We start from the raw sequence: 17,107 nt of genomic DNA, 5'->3' as shown, positions 1-17,107 counted from the left end.
GCGCCTGAGTTTCCGCCTCTGAACACCCGCGCTTATGGCGCGCGTACCGCGTGTTCACTCCCGTGTCACCGACCCCTGCAATGATGTGGGGATGATGGAACACGACGCTCTCGACGCGGGCCTCGGCGACGCGGACGACGACGACTTCGACGAGGCGATCGAGGCCGCGGACGACCAGCTGCCCGATCACCGGTACCTCGATCGCGAGATCAGCTGGCTCGCCTTCAACCAGCGCGTGCTCGAACTCGCCGAAGACCCGACGGTCCCCGTCCTGGAACGCGCGAACTTCCTCGCGATCTTCGCGAGCAACCTCGACGAGTTCTTCATGGTGCGCGTCGCCGGCCTGAAGCGTCGCATCATCACCGGACTCGCTGTCCCGACCAACGTCGGTCGCGCTCCCCTCGACGTCCTCGCCGACATCTCGGCCGAAGCTCACCGTCTCCAGCTCCGCCACGCGGCGGCATGGACCGAGAAGGTCCGTCCCGCTCTCGCCGAGGCGGGTATCGAGGTCGTCACGTGGGATTCGCTCGACGAGCCCACCGCTGAGCGGTTGACGGAGTACTTCCAGCACAACGTCTTCCCCGTCCTCATGCCCCTCGCGGTCGACCCAGCGCACCCCTTCCCCTACATCTCGGGCCTGTCGCTGAACCTCGCGATCCGCATCCGCAACGCGCGGACCGGTCGCCAGGAGTTCGCGCGCCTGAAGGTGCCGCCGATGCTGCCGCGATTCGTCGAGGTCCCCGGCGAGGGCCCGGGCGTGCGGTACCTCCCCCTCGAGGAACTGATCTCGAACCACCTCGGCGACCTGTTCCCGGGCATGGAGGTGCTCGATCACCACGCGTTCCGGCTCACGCGCAACGAAGACATGACGATCGAGGAAGACGAGACCGAGAACCTCATCCAGGCCCTCGAGGCCGAGCTCCTCCGCCGTCGCTTCGGCCCGCCCATCCGCCTCGAGATCACCGAGGACATGGACGACGTCACGCGCTCTCTCCTTCTGAGCGAGCTCGACATCACCGAGCAGGAGGTCTACCGCCTCCCCGGCACGCTCGACCTGCGCGGGCTGTTCGACCTCTCGCGCATCGACCGTCCCGACCTCCACTACCCGCCGCACGTACCCAAGACCGCGTTGGCGTTCCAGCCGCCGGAACAGAACGGGCGCGCCGACCTGTTCGGGGCGATCCGCAAGGCGGACGTCCTCGTGCACCACCCCTACGAGTCGTTCGCGACGAGCGTGCAGGCCTTCCTCGAGCAGGCGGCGCGCGACCCGCACGTCCTCGCGATCAAGCAGACGCTCTACCGCACCTCGGGCGACAGCCCGATCGTGCAGGCCCTGATCGACGCCGCCGAAGCGGGCAAGCAGGTGCTCGCCCTCGTCGAGGTGAAGGCGCGCTTCGACGAGGCCAACAACATCGTCTGGGCGCGCAAGCTCGAGAAGGCCGGCGTGCACGTCGTGTACGGCCTCGTCGGACTCAAGACGCACTGCAAGCTGGCGCTCGTGATCCGCGAGGAAGAGGGGCGCCTGCGCCACTACAGCCACGTCGGGACGGGAAACTACAACCCCAAGACGAGCCGCATCTACGAGGACTTCGGTCTGTTCACGATCGACGATCAGGTCGGGCGCGACCTGACCCGCCTGTTCAACGAGCTGAGCGGGTACGCGATCGAGAAGAAGTTCAAGCGCCTCCTCGTCGCGCCGCTTCACCTGCGCAAGGGCCTGCTCCGCCACATCGACAAGGAGCGCCGCAACGCCCTCGAGGGCAAGCCCGCTCGCGTGCGGATCAAGGTCAACTCGATGGTCGACGAAGAGATCATCGATGCGCTCTACCGTGCGAGCCAAGCGGGGGTTCCCGTCGAGGTCTGGGTGCGCGGCATCTGCTCGATCAAGCCCGGGGTTCCGGGGATGAGCGAGAACATCACGGTGCGCTCGATCCTCGGCCGCTACCTCGAGCACTCGCGCATCTTCTCGTTCGCGAACGACGGCGACGAGCAGATCTACATCGGCAGCGCCGACATGATGCACCGCAACCTCGATCGCCGTGTCGAGGCGCTCGTGCGGGTCGTCGATCCGAGCCAGCTGCAGGAGCTGTCGACCCTGTTCGACCTCGCGATGGACGACGGCACCATGTCGTGGCACCTGAACGCCGAGGGCGAGTGGATCCGGCACAGCGTCGACGCGGAGGGCGCGCCTCTCATCGATCTGCAGGAGCACACGATGGCACGCGTGCAGCGCAAGCGGCGCGCGCGGGCGGCGCGGTGAGTGAAACCGCCGTCTACGCGGCGGGAGGCGTGGTCTGGCGCGAGGTCGAGGGCAAGCTGCGGGTCCTGCTGATCCACCGTACGAAGTATCGCGACGTCACGCTGCCCAAGGGAAAGGTCGACCCCGGCGAAACGCTCGCCGAGACCGCCGTGCGCGAGATCCGCGAAGAGACCGGCATCCGTGTCGCCCTCGGTGTGCCCGTCGGTGTCTCGCGGTATCGGATGCCGAGTTCGCGGACGAAGATCGTGCACTACTGGGCCGCCGAGGCGTCGGATGCCGCGGTGCGCACGTCGACCTTCGTGCCGAACAAAGAGGTCGCCGCGATCGAGTGGATGAGCCTGAAGAAGGCCCGGAAGAACCTGAGCTATCCGGTCGATCTCGAGATCCTCGACGAGTTCATCCGGCTCGTCGACGAGAAGGCTCTGCCCACCTTCCCGATCATCGCGCTCCGACACGGCAAGGCCCGCCCGCGCGAGGAGTGGGACGGCCCGGATGCCGAGCGCCCCCTCGCCCCGCGCGGACGGAAGCAGGCGAACGCGATCGTCGGCCCCCTGCTCGCGTTCGGGGTGCGCCGGATCGTGTCGAGTCCCGCCGAAAGATGTGTGCGCACCGTGACGCCGCTCTCGCAGGCGTTGGCGCTGAAGATCCAGCTGGCGGCCGACATCAGCCAGGACGCCTGGGAAGAGGGTCGCGCCGACGTGCGCAGGGTCGTCGGCGAACGGGTGCGGGCACGAAAGCCCGTCGTCCTGTCGAGCCACGGGCCGGTCCTGCCGGCCATCATGCACGAGCTAGCGCTCGCGACCGGCACGATGCGAGGCTCCTACCTCGGCAGTTCGTCGGCGCTCGAGACCGGCGGGTTCTCGGTGGTGCACATCCCCGTCCACCACCCCGGTGCGGGCATCGTCGCGATCGAAACGCACGAGCCACCGGTGTGACGCTGCCCCGCGGTCTCCGCGTCGCGTGGGGAGAGGTCGCCGGAGGGGCGGAGCGGCGGTCGGTGTCGCGGGCCCTGGTGAGCGAACTCCTGCCCGGAGCGCGGCTCTCGTCGCGCTGCGCGCGGTGCGGTGGCGACCACGGGCGCCTGCGCGTCTCGGGCGTGGCGGCTGCGGCATCCGTTTCCTATGCCGGGGGCTGGGCCGTGGTCGCAACGCTCGAGGGCGAGGGGCGTGTGGGGCTCGACGCCGTGCCCGCCGACGCGTCCGGCCTCGACCGCGTGATACCGGGCGCAGATGCGAGGGCGTGGGCACGCCTTGAAGCTGTGGTCAAGACCGACGGTCGGGGGCTCGAGATCGATCCGGCGCGCGTGCGGATCGACGCGCGCGACGACGGCACCTGGATCGGCGCGATCGACGACGGCCCGGCGTTCGACGGGTACGACGTCGAGGGGCCCGAGGGGGTCGTGGTCGCCGTCGCGGTGCTGCCCGCGACACCGTGACAGACGTGCGGTGCGCGTGACGAGCGGAGGACGTGGGGCGAGCGGAGGACCGAGACCGCGATCAGGTCCTCCCCTCGTCCCTGACCCTCCGCTCATCACGCGTTCCCGCCACGCAAAGCACCGCGCAAAGCGCCAGCGCAGCGCCCCAGCGCAATGACTCAGCGCAGCGTCGGCAGCTCGCGATGGTCGATCCACCGCGACAGCAGGGCAGCGGCATCCGCTCCCCCGGCCCGCTCCACCGCGGCGCGGAAGTCGTCGGTCGTGACGAGACCGTGGCGGTGGTCGGCGGTCCAGCCGCGCAGCAGCGCGAAGAAGGCGTCGTCGCCGAGCGCGCGACGCACCGCGTGCAGCGCGAGAGCGCCGCGCTTGTAGACGCGATCGTCGAACATGTCGTCGGGCCCGGGATCGACGAGCAGCAGATCCTGCGGCTTCGCGGCGAGCCGGGTGTGGTTCTCGACGACGGAAGCCCGGATCGAGGGGCCACCTGAGGCGTCCCACCACAGCCACTCCGCGTAGCAGGCGAAACCCTCGTTCAGCCAGATGTCGCTCCACCGGGCGATGCCGACGCTGTTGCCGAACCACTGGTGCGCGAGTTCGTGGGCGACGAGCCGCTGTGCCGCCGGGACGAGGTGGTTCATGCCGAACACCGCCAGTCCCTGCGCTTCGAGAGGGATCTCGAGCTCGTCCGCGGTGACGACGAGCGTGCACGCCTCCTGCGGGTACGGACCGAACAGCCTGTCGAACACGCGCAGCATGTCGGGGACGCGGGCGAAGGCGCGGTCGGCGGCCGCGGTCAGCGCGGGCGGGGCGGTCACGCTGACGACGGGCACCACGTCGACGCCGCTTCCCGCCAGGACCTGGGTGCGGTAGCGCCCGACGTGCACCGCCGCGAGGTAGGTCGCGGTCGGGACAGCGGACGTGAAGGTCGTCGTGGTGCGGCCGCCGCGCCGTGTCGTCGCCCCCGCGACGCCGGTGGCCGCGACCGTGTATCCGTCGTCGACCGTGACCTCCAGCCGCATGCGCGCGCGGTTGTCGGGCCGGTCGTTGCAGGGGAACCACGTGGGTGCGCCCGTCGGCTGTCCCGCGACGAGAGCGCCGTCGGTCAGCTCCTCCCACCCGACGGTCCCCCAGCGCGAGCGCCGCGGGGCCGGCGAACCGGCGTAGACCACCTCGACGCGGAACGGCGCACCGCTGGCGAGGGCGCGCGGCGGGGTGACCCGCAGCGCGCGAGGACCGCTCGTGTGACGCGCGGCCACGCCGTCGACCTTCACGCGCGTCGCGCGGAGTCCGACGAGGTCGAGGGCGAACGAGGCGATCGGCTGCCGGGCGACAGCGGTGATCGTGGCCACCCCCTCGAGCCGGTTGGTGCGCACGCGGTAGCTGAGGGTGAGGTCGTACTCCTCGACGTCGTACGACGCATCCCCGCTCTGCGGGGCGTAGGGGTCGCCGCCGCTCACGACGTCGACTGGTAGGCGCGCACCTTGACCGCGCGCCAGGGTCCGATGGGGTTTCCGCTCCAGCGCGAGCCGACCGGGACGGTCTCACCGCGCATCACCAGAGAAGCCGGGCCCACGGTGGCGTGGGCGCCGAGAGTGGATGCCGGCAGCACCACGCTGTGCGGGCCGAGTGTCGCCCCGGGTTCCAGCTCGACGGTGTCCATACTCATGATTCGATCATGGAACAGGTGCGTCTGCACGACGCACCCGCGGTTCACCGTCGACGCGTCGCCGAGAGTCACGAGGTCGGGCTCGGGCAGCCAGTAGCTCTCGCACCACACGCCCGTGCCGATCCGCGCGCCGAGGCTGCGCAGCCAGACCGCGAGCGCCGGCGTGCCGGACGCGGCGCGAGCGAACCACGGCGCCGCGACCATCTCGGTGAAGGTGTCGGACACCTCGGTCCGCCACACGAAACTCGACCACAGGGGCTGCTCTCCCGCACGGATGACCCCGACGATCGCCCACTTCGCCGCGGTCGACACGGCCGCCGCGACCGCGCCCGCCGCCAGCAGGACGACGCCCGAGAGCAGCAGGGTCCACACAGGTCCGACGAGGTGCCACAGGGCGGCGAGCGCGAACAGCACCGCGAGGCCGATCCCGCACGTGACCACCACGGGCACGAAGCGACACAGCTCCCACAGGGTGCGCGCGAGACGCAGGCCCGGGGTCGGCTGGTACGTGCGCGACTCATCGCCCTCGGCCGACAGGCGTCGCAGTCGCACCGCCGGAGAACCGAGCCACGACGAGCCGGGCTTCGCCTTCAGCGGCGCCGCCGACAGGACGGCGACGAGACCGTCGCGGGGCACACGGTGTCCGGGAGCCGCCATCCCCGAGTTGCCGAGGAACGCGCGCTTGCCGATGCGGACGGGTCCGAGGCGGAGCCACCCCGCGCGCAGCTCGTAGGACGCCACCATCGTGTCGTCGGCCAAGAACGCTCCGTCCTCGATGCGCGCCATCGACGGGATCAACAGGACAGTGGATGCCTCGACGTCACGCCCGACGCGGGCGCCGAGCAGGCGCAGCCAGACGGGGGTGAAGAGCGAGGAGTACAGCGGGAAGAGGATCGTGCGCGCGGCATCCAGGAGTCTTTCGATACTCCACGCCTGCCACGCGACCCGGCTGCGGACGGGGAACGTCCCCTCGACGAGACCGATCGAGAGCAGCCGTACGAGAAGGACAACGGATGCCGCGAACACGACGCCCGTGACCGCGACCGCCGGCACGAGCCAGGCGAAGGCCCGCGCGGTCGCCTCACCGAGGCTGTCGGCCCCGTGGATGCCCTGCGCGATCACGAGACCGCCGACGGTGAACGCCGCGAGCGGGAGCAGCGCGAGCACGACGGCCGACGCCGCGTACGCCCACAGCCAGCGCGTCGGAGCCGGCGGGCGCTCCCCGGGCCAGCCCTTCGCCGTTCCGCCGACGCGGACGGCGGGCGAGCCGGCCCAGGACTGATCCGCCTTGACCCGGCCGAAGACCGCAGAGCCGGGGGCGATCTCGGCGCGACGACCGATGCGCGTTCCCGGCGCCAGGGTCGAGCGCGCTCCCACGGTGGCATCCGCTCCGATACGGACCTCTCCGATGCGCACGAGGTCACCGTCGATCCAGTAGCCCGTGAGGTCGACCTCGGGCTCGATCGAGGCGCCGTCGCCGACGACGAGCATCCCCGTCACGGGCGGCAGGGCGTGCAGGTCGACGTTGCGGCCGATGCGCGCGCCCAACGCGCGGGCGTAGTACGACACCCAGGGCGCACCGGCGAGGCCCACGGCATCCACCTGGTCGGCGATCTGCTCGGCGAGCCACAGGCGGATGTGCACCCAACCTCCGCGCGGGTAGTCGCCCGCGCGCACCCCCGCGAGCAGGAGACGGGCGGATGCCACGGCGATCGCCATGCGCCCGAACGGCGTCGCGAAGACCAGGAGTCCGACGAGCAGCACGGGCCAGGGCACGGTCGGAAGCACCTCGAAGCCCGGCAGGAGCTGCAGGATCGCCGAGGCGGTCAACAGGTACAGCAGCCACCGCACGCCGGCGAGGATGAACAGGGGCGCCCCGAGGAGGGTCTGCGCCCACTGCGTCGTCCGGGGCGTCGGCGCCGCCCGATGGAACTCGGCGGGCGTGTCGTCCACGAGCTGCGGGCCCAGGGCCTTCGCCATCGCACCGAGGCGCGGGACGTCGTAGATGTCCGCGACGGAGAACTCGGGTACCCGGGCGCGGATCCGCGAGACCAACTGCGCGGCGGCGAGAGAACCTCCACCGAGGTCGAAGAAGTCGGCCTTGCGCTCGGTCACCGGAAGTCCGAGGACAGCCTGCCACTGCTCGGCCAGCCAGAGTTCGTCGGCGGAGAAGTCCGTCGCGGCGGGCGCGTCGACCCCGGGAAGGGGCCACGGCAGGGCCGCGCGGTCGACCTTGCCCGAGGTGCGCACGGGGAGCTCGTCGACGACGCCGAGCAGCGGGATCGTCGAGGCGGGGAGACGCTCGGCGAGCGCGGCACGGGCCGCCCCGCGATCGAGGTCGACCCCGGCATCCATCACCAGATACCCCACGAGCACCGGGACCCCGGCATCGGTCGTCCGCACCGCGACCGTGGCGGCGCTGACTCCGGCGAGGTCCTGCAGCGCCGACTCGACCTCGCCGAGCTCGATGCGACGCCCGCCGACCTTGACCTGATCGTCGGCCCTGCCCTGGAAGACGAGTCCCTCGGAATCGAAGCGCACGAGGTCGCCGGAACGGTACGCCCGCTCCCAACCGAGCGTGGGCATGGGGGCGTACTTCTCGGCATCCTTCTCGGGGTCGAGGTACCGCGCGAGGCCGACGCCGCCGATGATGAGCTCGCCGACCTGGCCCTCCGCGACGGGGAGGCCCTCGGCATCCACGACCGCCAGGGCCCAGCCGTCGAGGGGCAGGCCGATACGCACGGGAAGGGTGCCGTCGAGCGGTGCCGCACACGCGACGACCGTCGCCTCGGTGGGTCCATAGGTGTTCCACACCTCGCGCCCCTCGGCGACCAGTCGTGCCGCCAGCTCGGGCGGGCACGCCTCACCGCCGAAGATCAGCAGGCGCACGTTCTCGATCGAGTCGGCCGGCCACATCGCCGCGAGGGTGGGCACCGTCGAGACCACGGTGATGCCCTGGCGCAGCAGCCAGGGCGCGAGGTCTTCGCCCGAGCGCACGAGCGAGCGCGGGGCCGGGACGAGGCACGCGCCGTGGCCCCACGCGAGCCACATCTCCTCGCACGAGGCGTCGAAGGCGACGGACAGCCCCGCGAGCACGCGGTCGCCGGGGCCGAGCGGATCCTGCTGGAGGAAAAGACGCGCCTCGGCCTCGACGAAGGCCGCCGCCGAGCGGTGCGACACCGCCACGCCCTTCGGAACGCCGGTCGATCCCGAGGTGAAGATGATCCACGCATCGTCGTCCACCGTGGGCGGGGCCACGATCGGGACGGCGTTCGTGCTCGGGTGCGGAGCGTCCCCCTCGTACAGGCGCACCAGATCGTCATCGTCGGCAAGGAACTCTCCGTCGCCGGCGATGATGCCCTTCACGCCCGCCTCGCCGAACACCAGACGAGCGCGTTCGTCGGGATCGTCGGCATCCACCGGCACGTATGCCGCCCCGGCGGCCATCACGGCGAGGATCGACACGTACAGCTCTTTCGACCCCGACGGCATGCGCACGCCTACGCGGTCGCCGCGACGCACCCCGGCGGCGTGGAGGGCACCGGCGGTCTTCCAGACGCGTGCGAGCAGTTCGCGATAGCTGAGGGCGCCCGAACCGTCGTCGATCGCCGAGGCCTCGGGATGCCGCGACGCGACGTCGGCGAGAAGGTCGATGAGCGTGCGTGCGTGCGGGGCGGCGCTCGTTCGATCGAGCGGCGCCTGCGCGGCGGAGGCGGGTGTCGTCACGGGGGTGAAGCGTATACCGCCGAAGAAAACGTCCCGGTCAGGCCGGAGTGGTTCACCCTCCGTTCACCCGGACAACGCACTCTCGTAAGAGTCGGTGTTTACCGTGCGGGAGAACCCTGCACCGGGTTCGTGTCCCCGACATACGAAGGATTCACACAGTGAAGCTCTCCCGATTCGTTCAGCTGGGCGCCGTGGCGGCCGTCGCCTCGCTCGCTCTCGCCGGCTGCTCCTCCCCCTCCGGCTCCGGCGACGCCGCGGGCACCTCGGCATCGCCGACCTCGTCCGACGTCACGGCCACGCTCGACCCGAACCTCACGGGCACGATCACCGCGGGTGGCTCGAGCGCCCAGTCCAACGCGCAGGCCGCCTGGACCGCCGCGTACAACGCGCAGGTCAAGGGCGTGACGGTCAACTACGACAAGTCGCAGGGCTCTGGCGGTGGTGTCACCAACTTCCTGAGCGGCGCGTACGACTTCGCCGGCTCGGACTCGCCCCTCAACGCCGACCAGACCGCGCAGTCGAAGGCTCTCTGCACCGAGGGTGGCGTGAACATCCCGATCTACCTCGACGGTGTCGCGATCATCTTCAACGTCCCCGGCGTGACCGACCTCAAGCTCTCGGGTGAGACCGTCGCGAAGATCTTCGCGCTGCAGATCACCGACTGGTCCGACCCGGCCATCACCAAGGACAACGGCACGGCTCTCCCCGCCGGCCCCATCACGACCGTCGCGCGTTCGGACGGCTCAGGCACCACGCAGAACTTCACGAACTACCTCGCCGCGACGCAGTCGTCGGTCTGGACCTCGCCCGCGGGCAAGGACTGGCCGATCGAGGGCAACGTGTCGAAGCAGAAGGGCGGCTCCGGCGTCGTCGAGGCGGTCAAGGCCGGCTCGGGCACCATCGGCTACGCCGACCACTCCGCCATCGGCGACCTGAACGCGGCCGCGATCATCCAGGACGGCACCGCGATCCCCTACAGCGCCGAGGCCGTCACCGCGACGTTCGAGGCCGCGGCCGTCGACGCCAGCAACGGCGTCCCGGGTGACCTGTCGAAGAAGTTCGACTACTCGAAGCTGACCGCCGAGACCTACCCGATCCCGCTCGTGTCGTACGCCGTCACCTGCACCACCTTCAAGGACACCAAGCAGTCCGAGCTCGTGAAGTCGTACCTCGGCTTCGTCACGAGCACCACGGGCCAGGCCGTCGCCGCGAAGAACGCCGGCTCCGCCCCGCTGCCGGACTCGGTCCTCTCGGCTGCTGCGGAGACGCTCGCGGCCATCAAGTAACACCTCTCGGACTCGGCCCGGTCCGCACCTCCTGTGCGGACCGGGCCGGGCTGATCGGAGGGGTCGATTCCGCATCGACCGTTCCGCTGAGCCGAACATCCTCAGAGAGAACCCGACCGAGGAGCACCCCTTGATCCGTGCCGAGCATGAGGTCCCCCGTGACTGACACCGTGAGTGACGCCGCGACCGACGCCGCGACACCGAGCACCCCGAAAGCCAGCATCGTCGGGAAGCGTCGCGTCGGCGACACCGTCTTCCTCGGCCTGTCGACCACGGCCGCCGTGTCGATCATGGTCATCCTCGCCGGTGTGGCCATCTTCCTGATCATCCGGGGCCTCCCGGCCATCACGGCGAACTGGAGCGAGGGCGACCTCGCCGGCTACCAGAACCGCAACTGGTCGAGCTTCTGGGAGTACGTCGGTCCGCTGCTCTTCGGCAGCATTTGGGCGGCGCTCATCGCGATGGTGATCGGAACCCCCGTCGCCATCGGCATCGCGCTGTTCATCTCGCACTACGCACCCCGCAAGATCGCCGGGGCGCTCGGCTACATCGTCGACCTGCTGGCCGCGGTGCCCTCGATCGTCTTCGGCCTCTGGGGCATCATCGTGATGCGCCCGCTCCTGCTGCCGGTGAGCCAGTTCCTCAACGAGTACCTCGGCTGGATCCCGCTCTTCCAGGGCCCCGTGTCGACCACCGGCTCCACGATGTTCACCGGTGGCGTCGTGCTCGCGGTCATGATCCTGCCGATCGTGACCTCGATCACCCGGGAGATCTTCCTGCAGACCCCGCGCCTGCACGAAGAAGCCGCTCTCGCCCTCGGTGCCACGCGCTGGGAGATGATCCGCCTGGCGGTCTTCCCCTACGCGCGCAGCGGCATGGTCTCGGCGACGCTGCTCGGTCTCGGCCGTGCCCTCGGCGAGACCATGGCCATCGCCCTGATCATCTCGCCGAGCCTCATCTACTCAGTGCTCCTGCTCACCGACGGCTACAACTCCCAGACCATCGCCGCCAACATCGCCCTGAACTTCCCGATCGCGACCGACCTGCAGCGCTCCGCGCTCATCGGCACGGGCCTCATGCTCTTCGTCGTGTCGCTCGCGGTCAACATGCTCGCGCGCTACATCATCTCGGCGACGGGACCAGGTGCGAAGGGCCGCAAGAGAGGAAAGCGCTCGTGACCGCCTCCGCCGTCCCGTCCTCGGCTCCCCTGGCCCTCACCAGCGGCCAGCTTCCGCGGTTCATCGAACCCGCGCTGCTCGTCGGCGTCGCCGTCGTCATCGCCGCGGTGCAGTTCCTCTTCGGGGGCTTCAACCTCGCGCTCTGGCTCATCCTGACCGCCGTGATCTACCTGATCGCGATCGGCGTCGGCTCCGCGATCGTCGAGAACCGTCGCAAGGCCGTGGACCGCATCGTCCGCGGGCTGGTCACCGCCGCGTTCCTTCTCGCCCTCGCACCGCTCGTGTCGACCCTGTGGACGGTGATCTCCAAGGGACTCGCCGTGGTGAACCTGCAGTTCATCACCCAGGTCGGCGGAAGCTCCTTCGATCCGAACACCCTCGAGGTCGTCGCGACCGCCGGTGCGTGGCAGGCCATCACCGGCACCCTGATCATCACGGGGATCGCCGCGCTCATCTCCGTCCCCGTCGGCGTCCTCGCGGCCGTCTACCTCGTCGAGTACGCGCTGCCGACCAACCCGCTGCGTCGCACGATAACCTTCCTCGTCGATGTGATGACCGGCATCCCCTCGATCGTCGCGGGTCTGTTCGCGTTCTCGCTGTTCAGCCTCATCGTGGGTCCGAAGGCGTTCAGCGGGTTCTCGGCATCCATCGCCCTGTGCGTGCTGATGATCCCCATCGTCATCCGCTCGACCGAAGAGATGCTGCGCCTGGTGCCGGCCGACCTGCGCGAAGCGTCGCTCGCCCTCGGCGTCCCCCGCTCGGCGACGATCGTCAAGGTCGTGCTGCGGACGGCGGCCTCGGGCATCATCACCGGTGTCGTGCTGGCCGTGGCGCGCGTCGTGGGTGAGACGGCACCGATCTTCATCGCCGCCAGCTTCACCGACAACTTCAACTCCAACCCCTTCGAGGGTCCGATGCAGACCCTGCCGGTCATGGCGTACACCGCGTACAGCTTCCCCGGGCAAGACATCGACGCCTCTCAGGCCAACGCCTGGGGCGCGGCTTTCCTCCTCGTCGTCCTCGTCGTCATCTTCAACCTGATCGCCCGGATCGTCGCGGCTCTGTTCGCACCGAAGTCCCGCTGAGCGCGGAAAGGCACACCCCCATGTCCAAGAGCATCGAGGTCCAGGACCTCAACGTCTACTACAGCGACTTCCTCGCGGTCGAGGGCGTCTCGATCGACATCGAGCCGCGTTCGGTCACCGCCTTCATCGGCCCCTCGGGCTGTGGGAAGTCCACGTTCCTGCGCACGCTGAATCGCATGCACGAGGTCATCCCGGGCGGACACGTCAAGGGCCGCGTGCTGATCGACGGTGACGACCTGTACGGCCCCGGGGTCGACCCGGTGCTCGTGCGCCGTCACGTCGGGATGGTCTTCCAGCGTCCGAACCCCTTCCCGACGATGTCGATCCGCGAGAACGTGCTGGCCGGCGCGAAGCTCAACGACAAGCGCATGTCGAAGAGCGACGCCGACGCCCTCGTCGAGAAGTCGCTGCAGGGCGCCAACCTCTGGAACGAGGTCAAGGACCGCCTCGACAAGCCGGGCGGCGGCCTTTCCGGTGGTCAGCAGCAGCGCCTGTGCATCGCCCGCGCGATCGCCGTTTCGCCCGACGTGCTGCTGATGGACGAGCCGTGCTCGGCCCTCGACCCCATCTCGACCTTCGCGATCGAGGAGCTGATCGGCGAGCTGAAGAGCGAGTACACGATCGTGATCGTGACGCACAACATGCAGCAGGCCTCGCGCGTGAGCGACAAGACGGCGTTCTTCAACATCGCCGGAACCGGCAAGCCCGGAAAGCTCATCGAGTACAACGACACCTCGGCGATCTTCACCGCCCCGACCGTCCAGGCGACCGAGGACTACGTCTCGGGACGCTTCGGATAAGCCCGCGTCACGCGAGATGGCCCCGCTTCGGCGGGGCCATCGTCGTTTGCGGGGGCGGGACGTCCCCGGGCAAGCCGGTTCGGGGGCGATTCGGGCGTCAGTCGCGCGGCGAGAGCAGGTAAGCGTTCAACTCGTCGGTCAGATCGCGATCGACGGACTTGTCGACACCGTCAACCGCCGAGATCGGCGCGGCCAGGCGGACGCTCGACAGCAACCACGCGGCATCCGCGGCTCTGAGGTCGCTCAGGAGCACCGGCTCGTACACGGTCGAGAAGCCGCGCTGCGCGAGGTGGGTGAAAAGGCTTCGCTGCGTGGTCCCGTGCAGGATTCCGGCGGCGGGCTCGGGCGTGACGAACCTATTCCCGGAGCGGAGGATGACGGATGCCGTGGGCGCCTCGAGCACGTAACCGTCGGTCGTGACGAACACGGCGTCGTCGGCTCCCCGCCGCTTCGCCTCGCGGATCGCGGCCATGTTGACGGCGTAGGAGAGCGTCTTCGCCCCGAGCAGCAGCCACGGCGCGCGCCAGGGGACATCGAGCTGGTAACCGCGATCGAGGGTGACGACGCGCACCCCTTCGGTGCGCGCGCGCGTGTTTTCGGGCGCGGTGGCGAGGGTGACCCACGCGGTCGGCGACGCCCCCTCCTCGACGCCCCGGCTGAGAATGAGCTTGATCACGCTCTCCCCCGGCCCGGCTTCGGCGGCGACGCGCGCGATCGCCGCCCGCCACTGCGCCGCGTTCGGCGCCGGGAGGTCGAGCAGGTGCGCGGAATGCGCAAGCCGATCCAGGTGCGGACCGACCTCTTGAGCGTGCCCGTCGACCACACCGAGTGACTCGAAGACGCCGTCGCCGCGCTGCGCGCTCAGCTCGCCGAGAGGCAGCGCCGGACCGAGCGGGTCGACCACGGTGAAGGCGTCGTCGAAGCTCTCGCGTCGATCATCGGATGCCACGGGGTCGATCATGAGGGCGAAACGTAAAGCCATGGAGCGAGCCTACGCTCGGGCTACGACACGCCCGGGTCGTGTCAACGGGGCCTTCGGAGGGAATGTCGGCGGCTGACGCTTGTTACACTTTTCATGCCGGGCCGCAGTAACCCCGGGCTCCATCTTCTGCCGCTATGAGCGGCCATGCGCCGAGAGGCGTTCTGCGGTCCGGCACTTTTCTTTTCTGCGGTGTGTTCCTCCCGCGGGTGGCTTCGACAAGCTCAGCCACCTTTCCCGCCGCGCTCTCTCCGCCGGTGGCTTCGACAAGCTCAGCCACCGGCTCCACGCCAGGCACGGCTCCCGCGAGGCCGCCCGCTCACGCAAGGCCGCCCGCTCATGCAAGGCCGCCCGCTCACGCGAGGCCGCCCGCTCACGCGAGGTCCCTGAGCTTGTCGAAGGGACCGGGCGCACCCTCAGGTCAGCGCATCCCGCCGCCACAGCGCCGCGGCCGCTGACAAATCTTCGGCGTACGTCGACAGCCGAAGCGCCCGCGTGGTCAACGCCGAAGCCCGCTCCGACTCGGTGTTCTCGTAGTCATCGGCGAGATGCGTCGACCCCGACGCCTGGACTCGGCAGAACGCGGCGGCGCGGTCCAGCGCCACGGCGAAATCGCCCTCAAACAGTCCCCTGAGGATCGTGTCGATCAGCTGCACGAGCTCCTCGGGGCCGGCGGGCGCAGGGGCGCCGACCACGACGGGGTCGACCGTCGCCATCTCGACGCGTCCTCGCTCGTACAGCAGGGCCGCCGTCGCCGCATCGTCGTGGATCATGAGCTGCAGCAGGTAGAGACGCCACAGTGCCCCCGGGAGGGAGCGCGCGGGTGACCGCGACCACAACTCGGCGATGTCGTCGATGCCGTGATCGTCGGTGAACGCGACGAGACGCTCGACGATGTCGACGCTCGGATCCGCGCGGACGCGCGCGAGGAGAGCGTGAGCGGTGCTGTGCGCGACGCGCGAGACCTCGGCGGGGTCGTCGGCGGCGAAGAGGCGGTCGAACAGTTCGGCGGGGCGTCGGATCGGCTTGTGGAACTCGCGCGGCGAATCGCTCATCGTTCCAGGCTAGGCGGTCAGCCGGGGACGAGGGTCCGGTCCCTTCGACAAGCTCAGGGACCTCGCTCGAGCAGCCTCACGCGGTGGCGACCGCCACGACCGGCGCGGAGCTCGGCGTCCCGTCGGGCGATCCGCCCGCCGGTTCGACCGTCACCGCGATGACGTCGCCCGAGTGGAATTCTCCCTCGAGCATCGCCGTCGCCCGACCCTCGGCATCCGTCTCAAAAATGCCCGCGGCGATCGGCGTCTCGCCCCGCACGAACCACAGTTCGTAGGTCTGGTCGTCGCTGAGCGCCGGCATGCCGTCTGTCACGAGCACGCTCTGCCCGGTCGAAGCCGACCAGTGCGCGGTCGCGGAGCCCCCGTCCGGCATCGACACCGAGGCGGACCGTGCGTCGGGCGCGCTCTCGATCTGCTGCAGGGCGACGACGGCCGCGGGGCGCGTGAGGTACTGACCGAGCGACGCCGCCCCGAAGCCGAGGACCAGAACGGCGACGATGGATGCCGCGAGCGTGAACCAGCGACGACGGCCCCAGCTCGCGGGGCGCGAGGAAGTGGCATCCGGAATCACCGGCGCGGGACCTGCCGCCGCGTAGTCCTCGTCGTCGCGGGCGACCTCGGGGGTGGTGGCCGGCGCGACGGGTTGCTGAGGAAGGTCGGCGATACGAGCCATGAGGGAGGCGCGCACCGACGGCGGCGGGTCGACGGGCTCGACGACCGCACTCAGGGCGGCGATCGCCTCGGCCGCGTCGCGGACGTGCGACTCCCAATGGGGATTGCTCGCAAGCGCCTCCTGGTACGCGCGTTCGTCAGCGTCGGATAGCGCGTTCAGCGCGTGACCGGCTGCGAGGTCGGCGAATTCCCTCTCGTTCACTTGTCCACCCCCATTTCCATCCTCAAACGCGACAGGCCGTCACGCATTCTCGTCTTGATCGTCCCGAGGGGCGCACCGACGAGAGTAGCGATCTCACTCTGGCTGTATCCACCGAAGTAGGCCAACGTGAGCGCTTCTTTCTGGGCTTCGGGAAGCGCCGCCAACGCATCGACGACGCGTCGCCCCTCGATCTTCATCTCGACTTTTTCGGCGACGTTGTCATAGGCAACGTGGATATCGCGGAAGCCCGCGCGCACATCTCGATCGACACTGGATTGCGCGGACCGCACGCGGTCCACCGCCCTGCGGTGTGCGATCGTGAGAACCCACGACCTTCCCTGTCCTCTCTTCGGAGTGAAACGCGCGGCGGATTGCCACACTTCCAGGAAGACCTCTTGAAGGACTTCTTCACTCTGCGCCCGGTCAACGAGCACACGCAGGATGAGACCGAACGCCCGGGGCGACAGGGCGTCGTACAGTTCGGCGAATGCGTCGCGGTCGCCCGTCGCGACTCGCTGGATGAGATCGCCCACGTGGTCGACGCGATCCGAGCCCTCGTCGGGCAGGTCGAAGCCGTCGATCACCATGGCATCCATCCTCTCGTACGTCGAGGACGCGACCCGACCGGGTGTCCGCGCGTCGAGACATCGGGTACGGAACCGTTATGCGCTGGGATCGACCTCCCAACGAGCGGATCAGAAAATGTTCCCGAGAATCTTTCCGCCCCTCTCACCTGGAGTTTTCCATCCGGTCGCCGCGTACT

Annotated in this window: 13 protein-coding genes; 7 read left to right on the top strand and 6 right to left on the bottom strand. The window is 69.7% G+C overall.

Going from position 1 to position 17,107, the window contains the following annotated elements:
• Positions 1–91: 91 nt before the first annotated feature.
• Genes QE388_RS12270 through QE388_RS12260 form a run of 3 tightly spaced genes read left to right on the top strand, consistent with a single transcriptional unit; the run spans position 92 to position 3,695 of the window.
• Positions 92–2,260: an RNA degradosome polyphosphate kinase gene (locus QE388_RS12270; protein WP_307385616.1), complete on the top strand. Its 2,169-nt coding sequence runs from the start codon at positions 92–94 to the stop codon at positions 2,258–2,260.
• Positions 2,257–3,195, top strand: a complete 939-nt coding sequence (locus QE388_RS12265; RefSeq protein ID WP_275799095.1) for an NUDIX hydrolase — start codon at positions 2,257–2,259, stop codon at positions 3,193–3,195. Before QE388_RS12270 ends, QE388_RS12265 begins: the two co-directional genes overlap by 4 nt.
• The gene (locus QE388_RS12260; RefSeq protein ID WP_307385615.1) at positions 3,192–3,695 is read left to right on the top strand and encodes a hypothetical protein; all 504 of its coding nucleotides are present in this window, start codon (positions 3,192–3,194) and stop codon (positions 3,693–3,695) included. Before QE388_RS12265 ends, QE388_RS12260 begins: the two co-directional genes overlap by 4 nt.
• Positions 3,696–3,853: 158 nt before the next feature.
• Here the strand turns inward: QE388_RS12260 and QE388_RS12255 are convergent, their stop codons facing one another.
• Positions 3,854–5,152 carry a M1 family metallopeptidase gene (locus QE388_RS12255; protein WP_307385614.1) on the bottom strand — a complete coding sequence of 433 codons (1,299 nt, stop codon included), beginning with the start codon at positions 5,150–5,152 and terminating at the stop codon, positions 3,854–3,856.
• Positions 5,149–9,087 (bottom strand): Pls/PosA family non-ribosomal peptide synthetase, encoded by a 3,939-nt coding sequence (locus QE388_RS12250; protein WP_307385613.1) that lies wholly within the window; start codon positions 9,085–9,087, stop codon positions 5,149–5,151. The genes QE388_RS12255 and QE388_RS12250 overlap by 4 nt, the downstream gene beginning before the upstream one ends.
• Positions 9,088–9,245: 158 nt before the next feature.
• On the opposite strand from QE388_RS12250, the gene QE388_RS12245 reads away from it, so the two are divergent.
• The 4 genes from QE388_RS12245 (at position 9,246) to pstB (ending at position 13,436) form a co-directional block, all read left to right on the top strand.
• Positions 9,246–10,373 carry a PstS family phosphate ABC transporter substrate-binding protein gene (locus QE388_RS12245; RefSeq protein ID WP_307385612.1) on the top strand — a complete coding sequence of 376 codons (1,128 nt, stop codon included), beginning with the start codon at positions 9,246–9,248 and terminating at the stop codon, positions 10,371–10,373.
• A 158-nt stretch (positions 10,374–10,531) separates the two neighbouring features.
• A complete protein-coding gene (gene pstC, locus QE388_RS12240) occupies positions 10,532–11,551 on the top strand; it encodes a phosphate ABC transporter permease subunit PstC (protein ID WP_275796722.1) in 1,020 nt (339 codons plus the stop codon).
• Positions 11,548–12,636 (top strand): phosphate ABC transporter permease PstA, encoded by a 1,089-nt coding sequence (pstA, locus tag QE388_RS12235; RefSeq protein WP_307385611.1) that lies wholly within the window; start codon positions 11,548–11,550, stop codon positions 12,634–12,636. The genes pstC and pstA overlap by 4 nt, the downstream gene beginning before the upstream one ends.
• Before the next feature lie 20 nt (positions 12,637–12,656).
• Complete coding sequence (gene pstB / locus QE388_RS12230) at positions 12,657–13,436, top strand: phosphate ABC transporter ATP-binding protein PstB (protein ID WP_275796726.1); 780 nt, start codon at positions 12,657–12,659, stop codon at positions 13,434–13,436.
• Between the two features lie 97 nt (positions 13,437–13,533).
• Here pstB and QE388_RS12225 read toward each other — a convergent pair whose 3' ends face one another.
• From QE388_RS12225 to sigK, 4 genes are all read right to left on the bottom strand, one after another.
• The gene (locus tag QE388_RS12225) at positions 13,534–14,418 is read right to left on the bottom strand and encodes an aminodeoxychorismate lyase (RefSeq protein WP_307385610.1); all 885 of its coding nucleotides are present in this window, start codon (positions 14,416–14,418) and stop codon (positions 13,534–13,536) included.
• Between the two features lie 413 nt (positions 14,419–14,831).
• Positions 14,832–15,470 carry a hypothetical protein gene (locus tag QE388_RS12220; RefSeq protein ID WP_058597412.1) on the bottom strand — a complete coding sequence of 213 codons (639 nt, stop codon included), beginning with the start codon at positions 15,468–15,470 and terminating at the stop codon, positions 14,832–14,834.
• A 76-nt stretch (positions 15,471–15,546) separates the two neighbouring features.
• A complete protein-coding gene (locus QE388_RS12215; protein ID WP_275796731.1) occupies positions 15,547–16,344 on the bottom strand; it encodes an anti-sigma factor in 798 nt (265 codons plus the stop codon).
• Positions 16,341–16,931, bottom strand: a complete 591-nt coding sequence (sigK, locus tag QE388_RS12210) for an ECF RNA polymerase sigma factor SigK (RefSeq protein WP_307385609.1) — start codon at positions 16,929–16,931, stop codon at positions 16,341–16,343. The genes QE388_RS12215 and sigK overlap by 4 nt, the downstream gene beginning before the upstream one ends.
• Positions 16,932–17,107 lie beyond the last annotated feature (176 nt).

This window comes from Microbacterium sp. SORGH_AS_0969, assembly GCF_030818255.1.
Classification (GTDB): domain Bacteria; phylum Actinomycetota; class Actinomycetes; order Actinomycetales; family Microbacteriaceae; genus Microbacterium.
Note: the sequence above shows the minus strand (reverse complement) of the source record. Positions and strands in the feature narration are given on the sequence as shown.

Coding starts and splice junctions, on each gene's coding strand:
- QE388_RS12270 (WP_307385616.1), top strand. CDS start 92: ATGATGGAACACGACGCTCTCGACGCGGGCCTCGGCGACGCGGACGAC.
- pstB (WP_275796726.1), top strand. CDS start 12,657: ATGTCCAAGAGCATCGAGGTCCAGGACCTCAACGTCTACTACAGCGAC.
- QE388_RS12225 (WP_307385610.1), bottom strand. CDS start 14,418: ATGGCTTTACGTTTCGCCCTCATGATCGACCCCGTGGCATCCGATGAT.
- QE388_RS12220 (WP_058597412.1), bottom strand. CDS start 15,470: ATGAGCGATTCGCCGCGCGAGTTCCACAAGCCGATCCGACGCCCCGCC.
- sigK (WP_307385609.1), bottom strand. CDS start 16,931: ATGGTGATCGACGGCTTCGACCTGCCCGACGAGGGCTCGGATCGCGTC.